The following is a 13,753-nucleotide window of genomic DNA, read 5'->3' as shown; positions in this document are numbered from 1 at the left end:
ACTCATACGTTTTACGCAGCAATCGCGGGGCCGCGCTGATGGACCTGCTCCACGGCATGCAGGTGTTCGCACGGGTGGTGGACAGTGGCAGCTTTGCGGGCGCCGCCGAGTGCCTGGACCTGTCCGGCGCACAGGTATCGCGGCTGGTGTCCGACCTCGAGAAGCACTTGCAGACGCGCCTGTTGCAACGCACCACGCGGCGCCTGTGCCTCACCGAATCCGGCGAGCGCTTCCTGCTGCGTTGTCGCGACATTCTGGAAGACGTCCGCGAGGCCACGGCGGAGGCCCACGGCGCCCATCGCAACCCGCGCGGGCGTTTGCGCGTGCATTGCATGAGCGGGCTGGGCGTACTGATTACACCCTTGATCGCGCGTTACAGCGAGCGTTACCCCGACGTGTGCATCGAGCTGAGCCTCTCCCAGCACAACCCGGACCCGCTGGAGGAAGGCCACGACGTGGTGATCTCGATTGCCCGCTCACTGCCCGACTCGGCATTGGTCAGCCAGACGCTTGGCCAGTTGTTCAGCGTGCCCTGCGCCGCGCCCCGGTACCTGCTTCAGCACGGCGTGCCCGAACAGCCGGAGCACCTGATCCAACACCGGCGCCTGCACCTGCAAGACTTCCAGGAAGACGCCTGGCTGTTTAAAGGCCCAGCGGGTGACCTGGCCATTGCCCCGGGCGACACCTTCAGGACCAACGTGGCCGACGCCATGGTCAAGGCCACCGAGGAAGGCATGGGCATCAGCCTGCTGCCGTTTTTCAGTGTGCACCAGGCGTTGCAGGACGGCTCGCTGGTGCGCCTGTTGCCGGATCACCGCTTGCGTGAACGCAGCATCTTCGCGCTGTATCCGTCCCGGCGCTTCCTGGATGCCAAGGTGCGCACCTGGGTGGAGTTCCTGCAAGCGCAGCTGCCCTTGCTGCTGGCCCAGCATGTACGGGTGATTGACGACCCTGAGTATTCGCGACCCACGGGTCAGGCTGGCTTTTCCTCGGTGCTCAGCGATTCGGCGCGGATGTAGCTGCGAAAGACATGGTCCCAGAGCGGGGACGACACCCCGAAGTTTTTCTCGATGCCCTTGCGGTGATGCAGGTCGTGGTTGGCCACCAAACCGGGAATGTAGCGGTAAGCCCAGTGCTCGGGGCGATGCATCACGTAGTGCAGGGAAATGTAGAAGAAGTAACCGGTGACCGCGCCGATAAACACCGAGGTCAGCCCGATGTACCAGGCAAACAGCAGCAGGGCGGCGAAGGTGGAACTGGTCTTCCAGCTCGACACGCCGATATAGGCCAGCACGTCGACATGGTGGGTCCAGTGTTCGCGGCGGTACAGCGAGTGGAACAGGAAGCGGTGCGTCGAATACTCCACCAGCGTCCAGGCCAGCAGGCCCAGCAGGGCCAGGCCGGCGTCGAACGGCGCGAGGTAAAGGGCCAGGGCGATAAACAGCGGGACGGTGAAAAAGTCGAGGTAATAAGCGACTGATGACATCAGCCATTTATTGGAAGCAGCCATGTGCGCAATATCCTTGTAGTGCCGATGGTTGGGGCGAGTTGGCGGCGATTGGATCACACATTGGCGCTTCCTTGCAGCTACCTGCATCTCAACCGGCTTTACGGCCCTGTTCGCCTTTGGCGAGGATCGCGGTGTATTCGCCGGGGTCCACGCCGTTGAGGTAGTAATTGCCGACATGGTGCAAACGCCAGCGGATTGGATCATGGGTGGTGTGCACCCGCGCATTGCGCCAGAAGCGGTCGAGGTTCCATTTGCTCAGGGCGGAACTGGCGCCGAGCAGGGCGAAGATCTCGCTGGAGATTTTCAGCGAGGCACTGTCGGAGTGGGCGCGCACCGTCGCCACCGCAAGGATCAGCTCGCTTTGCAGGGCCGTGTCGTGCTCATCCAGCAGATGCTGGTCAAACAGCCGGGCGGCGTCGCGCAGCAGGGATTCGGCGGCGCGCAGGGCCACGGCGAATTCGCCGATCTGGCGGATCACGTGGGGCTCTTCATAGGCGTGATCGACGCCACTCTCCACCCACGGTCGTGCGTGCTGGCGCAGGTAGTCGACGCCGGCCTGCAACGCGCCGGCGGCGATGCCGGTGTCGATAGCGGCGTGGAGGATTTGCGGGAAGGTCAGGCCGGTGCGCTTCATCGGGCCTTCGCGCAGCAACACGAAGTCGGGGTCGAGGATCACGTCATCGAAGCGCACGGTGCCGCTCACCGAATGCTGCTGGCCAAAGGCACGCCAGTCGTCCACCAGGGTCAGGCCGGGGGTGTCGCGGTGTAGCCAGATACCCGCGCCGCCTTGCTCTGAGGCGGCGGCCAGCCAGATCCAGTCGGCCAGGTAGGCGCCGGTCGAATAGAACTTGCTGCCGTTGAGCACCAGTTGCCCGTCGGCGCGCCGCTCGACGCGGGTCTTCAAGGCAAATTTGTTTTTCCCGCCGACTTCGGCCAGGGCGTTGGCCAGGCGCTTGCCGGCCAACACATCGCTGACGATGCGCTCGCGTGCCGTGGCGCTGTAGTCCTCGAGGATGCCGCGCAGCATCACGTAGTGAATCTGCAGCAACTGGCCGACGCCGCCATCGGCCGTGGAAATGATCCGCACCACCTCGACCTGGGTGCGCACTGAGGCGCCGAGACCACCCAAGGCGGTGGGCACGCCGATGGCGGTCAGCCCGTAATCGGAGAGCCATTGGGCCTGGCGGGTCGGGAGTTGTTCGTTGTTCGCAGGGTCGCGGGCCAGCTCGGCGATGCGCAGGGCGGCCGCGTGGGCGGCGTCCAGGGCCTGGCGTTCGGTGCGTAGGGGCAGGGCGATGTCGCTCATGGGTAAACGTCTCGTTGGGCAGATGAAAAAAGGCTCACGCCAGCCCTGAGCAAGTTCTGCGCCAGCGCGCATTTGCCCGTGCGCTGGGGCTTTGGCGCGACGCAACCGCGCTGGTTGTGGCATTGGCAGCAATGGCTGCTGGTGGCCTGCTGCGCTGGCAGCAGTCAATGCCTTTGAAAATCGAGTCACTGAATAAAATCCATATAAATCATTGGCTTGGATGATTGGCATGGTCGTTGCGATGAGCTGCCCATCTACCCGCTAACGGGTCTTTCATTTGTGCTGACCGGAGTTCCCATGCCCATTGCTGCTGCCTTGCCTCCTTCCACCCTGGACACACTGTGGTTCACCCGCTGCCCGGTGCCGACCGCCTCGGGTATTGCCTTCAAGCTCGGCTGGCTGGGCGAAGAATTCGCCCGCGACGGTATCCGCGTCGCCACCTTGCAGGACGCCTTGCAACTGGGCCGTCATCATTACGATCACGAACTGCCGGGGCTGTTTCGTGAAGGCGGCAACGTGCCGGCCCTGGCCGCACGCGGCGCCGGTACACCCACACGCTTGATCGGCCTGACCTGGATCGAGGAATGGCAAACCATCCTCGTGCGTCCCGACTCGGGCATTCGTTCGCCCGCCGACCTGCGCGGCAAGCGCCTGGCCCTGCCGGCCTGGGAAGCCGGGGACCGTCCCGGCAGCATCGCCCGCGCCATGAGCCTGTCCGGCTACAAGGGCGCGCTGTCGTTGGCCGGCCTGGATTTCAGCGATGTGGACCTGGTGGAAGTGGCCCTGCACCCACGTGACGACAGCCTGCCGCCCGAGGAAGGTTTGCAGCGCCTGTGGTCGGGCCTCGATCACCTGGTGCGCGGCGAGGTGGACGCGGTGTACGTCAAGGGCGCCTCGGCCGCCGATGCCGCGCAGCGCCTGGGCTTGGTGGTGGGCATCGACCTCGACCAGGTCGCCACGCCTCGCCAACGCATCAATAACGGCACGCCGCGCCCGATCACCATCCACCAGAACCTGTTGGACGAGCACTACGACGTAGTGGTGCGGTTCCTCGCGCAAACGCTGCGTGCCGCCGATTGGGCCGCGCAGAACCTTGATGCGCTGCGCGGCATCCTCGCCGAAGAAACCCGTGCCGCCAGTGCCGGTGTCGAGGCGGCCTACCGGGGGGATTTCCACACCTCGCTGCACCCGGATTTATCGGCCGAGCGCCTGGAGTACCTGGCGCTGCAAAAGAACTTCCTCTACCGGCATGGCTTCCTTGAGCACGATTTCGACCTCGCCCAGTGGGTCGCCCCCCAACCGTTGCAAGACGCCCGCGCATTGCTCAACCGTAGCCAAGGACAGTAAGCCCATGCCCGCACACTTTCGCTTCAACCTCCTGGCCTGGGCCATTGCCGGGGCCCTGGCGCTGCACGGCCCACTCGCCGCCGCCGACGAACCGGTGGCCGCAGCTAACGATGCGTTGCCCACGGTGACCGTCACCGCGCAAAAACGCGAAGAATCGCTGCAGGACGTGCCCTCGGCGATCTCCGTGGTCAGCGCCAAGGACATCGAGAGTAACGGCGGCGGTTTCAGTGCCGGCAAAGCCCTGCGCAATGTGCCCAACGCCATCGCGCCGGAGTTTGCCGGCCACCAGCGCCCGCGCTGGTACATCCGAGGCATGGGCTCCGGCGACATGGCCTCGACCACGGTGTACCCGGTGGGCATCTACACCGACGACGTGTACATCGACCCCCACGTGGCCACCGGTTTTCCGCTGTATGACATGGAGCGCGTGGAAGTGCTGCGTGGCCCCCAAGGCACCCTGTGGGGCAAGAACACCACCGGCGGGGCAATCAACTTTGTCTCGCGCAAACCGACCTTCGAAGATCCCGCAGGCTACTTCAAGGCCGATGCTGGCAACTACAACTCCAAGCTGTATGAAGGCGCCTACGGCGGCACCTTGCTCAAGGACAAGCTGGCCGGCCGCGTGGCGTTTATCGACCAGAGCAGCGACGGCCAATTGAAAAACCAGGTGGACGGCCACACGGTTGGCGACATCCACGACCAAGCCCTGCGCCTGCAACTGCTGGCGCAAATCAACGATGACCTGCAAGCCACCCTGCAACTGCATGCCCGCGACTACAAAGGCCAGGGCATCGCCACCCGCGCCTGGGGCGCAGGGGCGGGCGGCAGCACGTTGTTCGGCCCGGCGCCCAAGCCGAACACCGGCCACGCCGCGTTTACCGGCAAGGCCGACGACCGCATCCAGCACAACGGCGTGCAACTGGCGTTGAAGTGGGACCTGGGCGAGCTGCAACTGGATTCGATTACGGCGTTCGACGACATCCAGGAAAAAGCCCAGGGCCCGAACATGAGTATCTACGAGTTCGGCCGCTCCTATTCCGACGACCACTGGAAGCAGGCCTCCCAGGAACTGCGCCTGTCCTCGGCGAAGAACCAGGCGGTGAGCTGGATCGTCGGTACCCACCTGTTCCACGAACACCTGGACAGCGCTTCCAGCAGTGCGTTGCTGCCGGCCGACTACAACCAGGCGTTCGGCGTCGCCGATTACGGCAAGACCTCGATTGACCAGACCACCGACAGTTTCGCAATCTTCGGCAGCACCACCTGGCAGGTCAGCGAGCCCTTGAGTATCACTACCGGCCTACGCTGGACCCGCGAAACCAAGGACATCGACCTGCAACGCGTGGCCGCGCCGAGCAGTGATGCCGTGTCGTTCGCCAGCGCCGACCAGTGGTGGAAGCACTACACCGGGCCGCTGGCGACCACCGTGGTGCAGGACGAAAAACGCACCTGGAACAAGCTCACCTACGACATCACCCCCGAGTACCAGCTCAACGACAACGCCCGCGTGTACTTCCGTTATGCCAAGGGCTTCCGATCCGGTGGTTTCAGCGGCGGCGCGCTGGTGCAAGCCGAAGCGTCGGTGGTGGCGCCGGAAAACGTCGACGCCTACGAACTGGGGATCAAGAGTGAATGGTTTGATGAACGCCTGACCGCCAACGCCAACGTCTTCTACTACGACTACTCAGACATCCAGGTCAACGCCGTGTCGGTGCGCGACGGCCAGGTGGTGTCGCTGCTGACCAACAGTGGCAAGGGCGTGATTCGCGGCGCCGAGTTCGAACTTGAAGCGCTGCCGTTCACCAACCTGCACCTGAACGCCTCGGCGGGCCTGTTGCACACGGAGTTGCAGGACTTCGAATCCGGCGGCGTCGATTACTCCGGCAACCGCATCGCCCGTTCGCCGTCGCGCACCCTGGCCGTGGGCGCCAGCTACCGCATCCCGCTGGACAACGGCAATGCGCTCAACTTCGGCAGCGACTGGCGCTACCAGAGCCGCATCTACTTCCTGCCCACCGCCCAGCAGGACCACAGCGTGTCCCAAGGCGGCTACACCCTGGGCAGCGCCAGCGCCACATACCACTTTGGCGGGCGCCTGGACCTGGACCTGACCGCCTACGTCAACAACCTCACCGACAAACAATACAAGACCGACAGCGTGCCCTTGCCCTTCGATGTGGCCTGGGACGCGCGGGGCGACCGGCGCACCTTTGGTGTCAGTGCGCTGACCCGTTTCTAAGGCCATGCCCTTGCGTGCATCCCTGACCTTTTTCTGGAGCAACACAGCATGACGATCAAACTCTTGTGGTACCTCACCACCCCCGATGGCCCGTACCCGTGGGAAGCGGCCGGGCGCTGGGTGACCGGTTTCGAACAGCTCAAGCAGATTGCCGTGGTCGCCGACCGCCTGGGTTATTACGGCTCGCTGCTGGGCACCAGCCCCAATTCCAACCTGGCCACGGCCGCTGCCTTGATCGATGCGACCAAACGCCTGCGGTTTTTGATTGCGCAGTACCCCGGTGAACTGTCGCCAGCGGTATTGGCCAAGTGGGCGTTGAGCTTCGACCAGTATTCCGGTGGGCGTTTGTTGCTCAACCTGGTCAATGGCGATGACAGCGGCCTGGCGGCCTTGGGCGTGCATTTCCCCCACGATGAGCGCTACGACTTCAGCCGCGACTACTGGCGGGCTTTTCGCAGTGTGTACGCCGGTGAAACCGAAGGTTTTGCCGGTAGATACATCAACCTGGCACCCCGCGATCCGGCAGACGCCGAGCACCCGTTGGGCGGTTGGCTGGCGCCGACGCAATCCACGCCCATCGAGTTCTGGGGCGCGGGCACGTCCGACGCCGGTGTGGCCCACTCGGCCGACCTGCTCGACGTGTACCTGAGCTTTGCCGATACGCCGCCACGCCTGGGGGACAAGTTCCGCCGCGTCGGCTTGGAGGCGGCCAAGCGCGGGCGCAGCCTGCGTTTTGGTACGCGCTTGCAGATTATCGTGCGCGAGACCGAAGAAGAGGCGTGGGCCCACGCCGAGTTGTTGTTGCAGCGCACCTCCCTGCAAACCGCCCTCGACGGCGTGGCCGCGCAGTTGCCCCCGGGCGAAACCCTGGAGACGTACGTCAGTGACGACCCCCAGGTGCAACGCAACCTGCAAACCCTGCGCGAAGGCCGCCTGCCCACGGCGCGGGAACTGGAGATCTACCCCAACGTGTGGGTCGGGCCGAGCCTGTTTGGGTTCGACATTCTGCGTCCGGCGGCCGGTACCTATCTGGTGGGCAGTGCCATCCAGGTGGCCGAGCGCGTGCGTGAGTACCAGGCGCAGGGCGTGTCGGCGTTCATCCTCTCGGGTTATCCGCTGATCGACGAAGCGCAACGCGTGGCGGATCTGCTGTTCCCGTTGCTGGATCTGGATCACGGTTTCGACATCCCGTTGTTGTCGGCGAGGTGAACCTGATGCTGTGCTTACCTTGGCGTGCCTTGGCCGCCAATCGACAAGTGCGCCAGGGCGCCGGCCTGAGCCTGCTGGTGATCGGCCTGGCACTGGCCGGGCCGCTGCTGGCGCCCCATGGCGCGAGTGAACTGCTCGGGCCCGTGTACGGCGCGCCCAGCACCCGTGCGCCGCTGGGCTACGACTACCTCGGGCATGACGTGCTGTCACGGGTGCTGGTAGGCGGTTGGAGCGTGGTGTGGATGGCGTTGGCGGCCGCATTGCTTGCGTTGCTGGTGGGCGCGGGCCTGGGGCTGCTGGCGGGTTTTTCCCGTGGGCCGCTGGACCGTTTGATCCGCTGGAGCGCCGACCTGTCCCTGGCGTTTCCCGAGTTGATCCTGGTGCTGCTGGTGGTCTCGCTGCTGGGGCGCGAGCCGTGGCTGATCGTGCTGACGGTGGCCTTCGCGTTTTTGCCCGGCATGATCCGCCAGACCCGCGCCAGCACCCAGGCTGTGGTCGAGCAGGAGTTCATCGAAGTGCTGCGGGCCATGGGCTTGCCGCGCCGCCACCTGCTGCTGCGCGAAGTGCTGCCGAATATCCTCACCCCCATGCTCGTGCATTTTGGCAGCATGCTGACCTGGGCCATCGGCATCTTGTCGGGGCTGAGCTTTCTCGGTTACGGCGTGGCGCCGCCGGCGGCGGATTGGGGCCTGATGATCAGCGAGAACCAGGGCGGGCTGGTCCTGCAACCCTGGGCGGTGCTGGTGCCGGCGCTGCTGATCGGCGTGTTCGCCTATGCCAGCAACATGCTCGCCGAAGGCATCGGCCGGGTGCGCGCCGGGGTCCTGGAGCACACGCCATGATGCCGTTGCGTGTGCAGGACCTGCGGGTCCAACTGGACAGCGGCAAGGCGGTGGTTGCCGATATCCATTTCGAACTGAACCCAGGAGAAATCCTCGGCCTGGTGGGAGAGTCCGGCTCGGGCAAGACCACGCTGGCCACCGCGTTGCTCGGGCATGTGCGCAAGGGCGCGCGGATCAGTGGTGGGCAGGTGCTTGTCGCCGGCACTGATCTGCTCGGCTTGCAGGGCGAAGCCTTGCGCCAGGCCCGGGGTGGTGTGATCGCCTATATCCCCCAGGACCCGGCGATGGCGCTCAACCCTGCGCTGCGCATCCTCGGCCAGTTGCAGGAAACCCTGGCCGCTCATGCGCCACAGCTGTCGCGGGAGGCTCGCCAGCAACGCCTGCGCGACACCTTGCAGCAAGTGGGGTTGCCGGATGACCAAGGCTTTCTCAGGCGCTTTGCCCATCAATTGTCCGGCGGCCAGCAGCAGCGGGTATTGCTCGCCCTGGCGTTTATCCTGCGTCCGCAAGTGGTGGTGCTCGACGAGCCGACCACCGCGCTGGATGTGACCACCCAGGCGCACTTCCTGGCCGCCTTGCGCCAGTTGTGCAAAACCCAGGGCGTGGCGGCGGTGTACGTGTCCCATGATCTCGGCGTGGTCGAGTCCCTGGCCGACCGGGTGATGGTGCTGTACGCCGGCAGGGTGGTGGAATGCGCCGAGACCGCGCAGTTGTTTCGCCAGCCGCAACACCCGTACAGCCAACGCTTGCTGGCTGCGGCAAGGCTGGCGGCGCGGCCACTGGAGGACTTGTCGCAGCAGCCGCTGTTGTTGGAGGTCGATGAGCTGGCGGTGAGTTATGCCGGGCGGCGCGTGGTTGCAGGGGTGAACCTGCATGTGCGCCGGGGCGAATGCCTGGCCGTGGTGGGCGCGTCGGGTTCCGGCAAAAGCAGCGTGTCCCGCGCGTTGGTCGGCCTGGCCCAGGAAGCGGCAGGGCGCCTGCGATTTGCCGGCGCACCGCTGAGCCTGGCGGTGGGCGCACGCTCGTCCGAGCAACGGCGGCGCATCCAGTACATCTTCCAGAACCCTCTGCGTGCGTTGAATCCGCGCCATACCGTGGCGCAAAGCCTGGCCACGCCACTGCGGCACTTCTTCGGCCTGAGCGGCGCGGCACTGCGCGAACGCATCGAGCTAGCCTTGACCCGCGTGGCCTTGCCCGTAGCCATCGCCGATGCCTATCCCGGCAGTTTGTCCGGTGGCGAACGCCAGCGTGTGGCGATTGCCCGGGCGCTGGTGTGCGAGCCGAGGTTGCTGATTTGCGATGAGATCACCTCGGCGCTGGATGTGTCGGTGCAGGCGTCGATCCTCGAATTGCTGCGGGGGTTGCAGGCGGAGGGGATGGCGCTGGTGTTTGTTACCCATGATCTGAATGTGGTGCGGGCGATTGCGGATCGGGTCATGACACTTGAGTAACGGATGTACGCGGGCTAAAAAATGTGGGAGCGGGCTTGCTCGCGAATGCGGTGTGTCAGCCATGAATTCATCAACTGGAAGACCGCATTCGCGAGCAAGCCCGCTCCCACAGTTTTGATCCCATGTAGTCAGAGGTGTTGGGTACGCAGTTTGGGCACGCATAGCCTCGCCAGCACATCCGCCAGCAAATTCACCCCCACCACAAACGCCGCAATCGCACTCACCCCACCCTGAATCACCGGCACATCCCTCAGGCGAATCGCATCGTTGAGCAGGCTGCCCACCCCCGGATACGTAAACGCCATCTCCACCAGCAACGTGCTGCTGAAAAACACGCTGAGGGTCAACGCCAGGCCCTGGATCAGCGGCAGCATGGCGTTGGGCAGCGCATGGCCGAGCACCAGCCGCCAGGGTTGCAGGCCACGCAGCCGGGCGGCTTCGAGGTAGTCGCTGTGCAGCGCTTCGATCATCGCCCCACGCACCAGGCGGATCAGGTACGGCGCGCTCGCCAGCACCAGCGCGGCCACGGGCAGCACCAGGTAGCGGCCCTGGGTGAACGCCGAGTGATCCGGGTCGAGCAGCGACACCGCTGGCAGCCAGGTGAACAGGCTGGTGGCGAACAGCATGATTAAGCCGATCGCCAGCACAAACCCCGGCAATGATTTGAACATCACCAGTAGGGGCAGGGTCAGGCGGTCAAGCCAGCGGTCGCGGTACATCGCCAGCAGCGTACCCAGCCCCACGGCCAGCAGCAGGTTGCACAGGGCAACGGGGAGGAGCAACGCCAGGGAGTTGGCGAAGCGTTGGCCGAGGAGCTGGGTCACGGGCACCTGGGAGTCCAGGGACAGGCCCAGGTCACCCTGCAGCGCCGCGCCCAGCCAGTGCAGGTATTGCTGCCACAGTGGCAAGTGCAAGCCCAGTTGTTCGCGCAGCACCTGCAACGACGCCTCGGGCGCGCCCGGCCCGAGGATCACCCGCGCCGGGTCGGACGGCAGCAGGCGGATGGCGAGGAACACCAGCAAGCTGATCAGCAGCACGCTGCCAAGCGCGGACAACACGCGCCGTGCCAGCCCACTCACGCGGGCTCCTTGAGCCACAGGCTGTCGAAGCGCCAGGTGGGGAACAGGGTTTTTTCCGCCTGGGCGCCGCCGACCCGGTTCGCGATGCCGTCGAGCAGGTTGGCGTAGCCCCAGATCAGCATGCCGCCTTTGTCATGCTGGATCTGCTGGGCTTCGTGTACCAGCACGCGGCGTTTTTCCAGATCGGGTTGGGCCAGGGCCTCGAGGAACAGCTGGTCGAAGCGCGGGTCGCTGAAGTGGGTCTTGTTGGCCACCGACACCGGCGCGTCGGAGTGCAGCCCGCAGGTGAGGAACGGCGCGCCGATGCTGCCGCCGGTGCTCAGCGGCCACTCGGTGAGTTGCGGGCCGTTGAAGGTGGCGCTGTCGACCTGACGCACGCGAATGTCCACGCCAGCGCGCTTGGCCTGTTCGGCAAACACCAGCGCCGAGCCGACGCCGCCGCTGTCCTGGTCGGCCACCAGTTCTACGCTCAAGTGCTCCTGGTCGGCTTCGCGCAGCAGGGCTTTGGCGCGTTCCAGGTTGTAGCTGCGCTGCGGGATGCTGTGGTCGAAGGTCGGGTCGTTGGGCGCATAGAGGTCGTTGGCCACGCGGCCCTGGCCGTTGAGGGCGCGGGCCACCAGTTCTTCACGGTCGGCCATCAGGCGAAAGGCTTCGCGCACGCGCGGGTCGTTGAACGGTGCCTGGCTGAGGTTCATGTCGAAGGTCAGCCAGTTGCCGGTGACCGAGGTCAGCACGTGCAGCTTGGGATCCGCCTGGACCAGGCGCAGGTGTTCGTTGGCCAAGCCGTTGGCCAGGTCGATCTGCCCGGATTGCAGGGCGCCCAGACGTGAGGTCTGGTCCTTGAAATCGATGATCTCCAATTCATCGGCATAGGGTTTGCCGGCCTTGTAATAGTTCTCGAAGCGGGTGAACAGCGAGCGCTGGCCCGGGTTGAAACTCTTGAATTTGTAGGGGCCGGCGCCCACTGGATTGGTCACCGGGTGATAGTCCACTGGCACGATGCCGCCGAAGTTGACCCAGGTTTCCGGCAATGGCACGAAGCCGGCGCCGTCCTTGAAGCGCACGCGCAGGGTGCGGTTGTCGAGTTTCTCCAGGTTGTCGCGGTCGATCCAGTGCAGCAGCGCCGCGTAGGGCGAGGCCAGTTGTGGGTCGGTGAGGCGGCGGATGGAGAACACCAGGTCATCGGCGTCGATCGTCTTGCCGTGGTGGAACTCCAGGTCCTTGTGCAGGCGCAGGGTCCAGGTGCGTGCATCTGCGCTGACTTCGGCCTCCTCGGCCAGGGCCAGGCGCGGCAGCATGTTTTCGTCCCATTCCCACAGTTTGCTGTACAGCGCAAAACCGCGAATGATTCCGCTGCCCACCGGTTTATGGGCGTCGAGGTTGCCGCTGCGGCTGCCGTCGATCACCCCCAGACGCAGGCGCCCGCCGTACTGCGGGCCGCTCGGCAGGGTATTCGCCAAGGCTTGCGGTGCTGCGCCGTCGCCACAGGCGCTGAGCAGGCTGCTGCCGAGTACCAGGCCAGAACCGAGGGTCAGGCTGTTGCCGAGAAAACGGCGGCGGCTGAAAAGCGTCTGATCCATCACGCCACCTGTTCGCTGGGTTGGGCCGGCTGCCGCGCCGCGGGTTGGCGCAGGTGGCGGAAGTGCGGAAGGATGTGTTCGCCCAGGCGATAGTTTTCTTCCAGGTGCGGGTAGCCAGCGAGGAAAAACAGCTCGATGCCCACCGCGTTGTACTCGTGAATCCGTTCAATCACCTGGGCGTAGCTGCCCACCAGCGCCACGCCGGGCGGCACGCCGATATAGCCGAAGCCGGACCACACATTGGGGTGGATGAAAAAGTCATCGAACCCGGGTGCCTGTTTTTGCGCGTATTCATGTTCAAAACCCAGCTTGCGCGCCGAGCGCAGGCCGTCGTGGGCCGCCAGTTGCTGGACCACGCCCTTGGCCACGCCTTCGTCGAAAAAGCGCCGGGCCTCGGCACGGGCTTCGTCTTCGCTGGGGCGGGTGACCACGTCTACCGACAAGCCGAAACGCAGCGTGCCATTGCCATGTGCCACGGCGCGGCGGCGCACGTCGTCGATCAGCGCGCGGATTTCTTCCGGGCGCTCGGCGCGCATCAGGTAGTAATCGGCGTGTTTGGCGGCGAATTCGCGGGCGGCTTCGGAAGAGCCTGCGGTGCAAATCAACGGCAGCTCGGCTTTTTTCTGCGGGCCGCGCAGGCCGCCGCCTTCGGCGCTGTAGTAGCGCCCGCTGTAGTGGAAGCTTTCGTTGTTCCAGTAGCCCTTGACTACATCCATGAACTCACTGGCCCGCGCATAACGCTCATCGTGGCCGGTGACGTCGCCGACCTGGCGCTGCATCACTTCGGAGCCGCCGTTGATGATGTTCCACACCAGGCGGTTGCCGCTGGCGCGCTGGTAGGTGGCGGCCATCTGCGCGGCGACGAAGGGCGAGAAATGGAAGGGCTGGAACGCACTGACGAATTTCAGCGTGCGGGTTTCCCGTGCCAGCAACGAGCAGACGGTCCAGGGTTCTTCGCCGCTGGGTGCGTTGACCATCAGCACACCGCTGAAGCGGTTGATCTCGGCGGCACGGGCGATCTGCCCGAGGTAGTCAATGTAGGTGAACGGGTCGCCGACGGCGAAGTCCGAGACGGCGCCGCTGTTGTTTTCCGGGGCTTGCCAGTCGCCGCGGTTGCGCGGGTCACCGGGGAGGAATTGGGTTTCGCCATGCAAGGGCAGGCGGGTGAAGAAGTCGATGCTCATCAAGCA

The 13,753-nt window shown here is 65.1% G+C and carries 11 protein-coding genes; 6 read left to right on the top strand and 5 right to left on the bottom strand.

All coding sequences use genetic code 11. The annotated features are described in order from the left end of the window. Positions 1-38: 38 nt before the first annotated feature. The gene (locus tag DBR46_RS00220) at positions 39-1,019 is read left to right on the top strand and encodes a LysR family transcriptional regulator (protein ID WP_124524481.1); all 981 of its coding nucleotides are present in this window, start codon (positions 39-41) and stop codon (positions 1,017-1,019) included. Here DBR46_RS00220 and DBR46_RS00215 read toward each other — a convergent pair. Beyond that, the gene (locus tag DBR46_RS00215; protein WP_124524480.1) at positions 974-1,510 is read right to left on the bottom strand and encodes a sterol desaturase family protein; all 537 of its coding nucleotides are present in this window, start codon (positions 1,508-1,510) and stop codon (positions 974-976) included. The two genes, DBR46_RS00220 and DBR46_RS00215, sit on opposite strands and share 46 nt — an antisense overlap. A gap of 88 nt (positions 1,511-1,598) precedes the next feature. Beyond that, positions 1,599-2,816, bottom strand: coding sequence for an acyl-CoA dehydrogenase family protein (locus DBR46_RS00210; protein WP_177413977.1), 1,218 nt, complete (start codon positions 2,814-2,816; stop codon positions 1,599-1,601). Positions 2,817-3,113: 297 nt separating this feature from the next. Between DBR46_RS00210 and DBR46_RS00205 the strand changes: the two genes are divergently transcribed. From DBR46_RS00205 to DBR46_RS00185, 5 genes are read left to right on the top strand one after another with little or no spacing between them, the layout of a single operon-like run. Then, entirely contained in the window at positions 3,114-4,163 is a 1,050-nt protein-coding gene (locus tag DBR46_RS00205) for an ABC transporter substrate-binding protein (protein ID WP_124524479.1), read from the top strand. A 4-nt stretch (positions 4,164-4,167) separates the two neighbouring features. After that, positions 4,168-6,402, top strand: coding sequence for a TonB-dependent receptor (locus DBR46_RS00200; protein WP_124524478.1), 2,235 nt, complete (start codon positions 4,168-4,170; stop codon positions 6,400-6,402). 48 nt (positions 6,403-6,450) lie between these two features. Then, on the top strand, positions 6,451-7,611 hold the full coding sequence (locus tag DBR46_RS00195; RefSeq protein WP_124524477.1) for an LLM class flavin-dependent oxidoreductase: 1,161 nt from the start codon (positions 6,451-6,453) through the stop codon (positions 7,609-7,611). A 5-nt stretch (positions 7,612-7,616) separates the two neighbouring features. After that, complete coding sequence (locus DBR46_RS00190; RefSeq protein WP_124524476.1) at positions 7,617-8,453, top strand: ABC transporter permease; 837 nt, start codon at positions 7,617-7,619, stop codon at positions 8,451-8,453. Beyond that, complete coding sequence (locus DBR46_RS00185; protein WP_124524475.1) at positions 8,450-9,904, top strand: ABC transporter ATP-binding protein; 1,455 nt, start codon at positions 8,450-8,452, stop codon at positions 9,902-9,904. The genes DBR46_RS00190 and DBR46_RS00185 overlap by 4 nt, the downstream gene beginning before the upstream one ends. Before the next feature lie 128 nt (positions 9,905-10,032). Here the strand turns inward: DBR46_RS00185 and DBR46_RS00180 are convergent, their stop codons facing one another. The 3 genes from DBR46_RS00180 to DBR46_RS00170 are packed head-to-tail and all read right to left on the bottom strand — an operon-like array spanning position 10,033 to position 13,747. After that, positions 10,033-10,983: an ABC transporter permease gene (locus tag DBR46_RS00180; protein ID WP_124524474.1), complete on the bottom strand. Its 951-nt coding sequence runs from the start codon at positions 10,981-10,983 to the stop codon at positions 10,033-10,035. Continuing rightward, positions 10,980-12,563 carry an ABC transporter substrate-binding protein gene (locus tag DBR46_RS00175; RefSeq protein ID WP_124524473.1) on the bottom strand — a complete coding sequence of 528 codons (1,584 nt, stop codon included), beginning with the start codon at positions 12,561-12,563 and terminating at the stop codon, positions 10,980-10,982. Before DBR46_RS00175 ends, DBR46_RS00180 begins: the two co-directional genes overlap by 4 nt. Beyond that, on the bottom strand, positions 12,563-13,747 hold the full coding sequence (locus DBR46_RS00170; RefSeq protein WP_124524472.1) for an LLM class flavin-dependent oxidoreductase: 1,185 nt from the start codon (positions 13,745-13,747) through the stop codon (positions 12,563-12,565). Before DBR46_RS00170 ends, DBR46_RS00175 begins: the two co-directional genes overlap by 1 nt. Between the last annotated feature and the right edge of the window lie 6 nt (positions 13,748-13,753).

Origin of the sequence: Pseudomonas sp. KBW05 (genome assembly GCF_003852405.1) — a bacterium.
GTDB lineage: Bacteria > Pseudomonadota > Gammaproteobacteria > Pseudomonadales > Pseudomonadaceae > Aquipseudomonas.
The sequence above is the reverse complement of the archived record's forward strand: the minus strand, read 5'-3'. Positions and strand labels throughout refer to the sequence as shown.

Excerpts from the sequence above, each read along its gene's own strand:
- DBR46_RS00215 (WP_124524480.1), bottom strand. The coding sequence starts at position 1,510 with ATGGCTGCTTCCAATAAATGGCTGATGTCATCAGTCGCTTATTACCTC.
- DBR46_RS00220 (WP_124524481.1), top strand. The coding sequence starts at position 39 with ATGGACCTGCTCCACGGCATGCAGGTGTTCGCACGGGTGGTGGACAGT.
- DBR46_RS00205 (WP_124524479.1), top strand. The coding sequence starts at position 3,114 with ATGCCCATTGCTGCTGCCTTGCCTCCTTCCACCCTGGACACACTGTGG.
- DBR46_RS00200 (WP_124524478.1), top strand. The coding sequence starts at position 4,168 with ATGCCCGCACACTTTCGCTTCAACCTCCTGGCCTGGGCCATTGCCGGG.
- DBR46_RS00170 (WP_124524472.1), bottom strand. The coding sequence starts at position 13,747 with ATGAGCATCGACTTCTTCACCCGCCTGCCCTTGCATGGCGAAACCCAA.
- DBR46_RS00175 (WP_124524473.1), bottom strand. The coding sequence starts at position 12,563 with ATGGATCAGACGCTTTTCAGCCGCCGCCGTTTTCTCGGCAACAGCCTG.
- DBR46_RS00185 (WP_124524475.1), top strand. The coding sequence starts at position 8,450 with ATGATGCCGTTGCGTGTGCAGGACCTGCGGGTCCAACTGGACAGCGGC.
- DBR46_RS00190 (WP_124524476.1), top strand. The coding sequence starts at position 7,617 with ATGCTGTGCTTACCTTGGCGTGCCTTGGCCGCCAATCGACAAGTGCGC.
- DBR46_RS00195 (WP_124524477.1), top strand. The coding sequence starts at position 6,451 with ATGACGATCAAACTCTTGTGGTACCTCACCACCCCCGATGGCCCGTAC.
- DBR46_RS00210 (WP_177413977.1), bottom strand. The coding sequence starts at position 2,816 with ATGAGCGACATCGCCCTGCCCCTACGCACCGAACGCCAGGCCCTGGAC.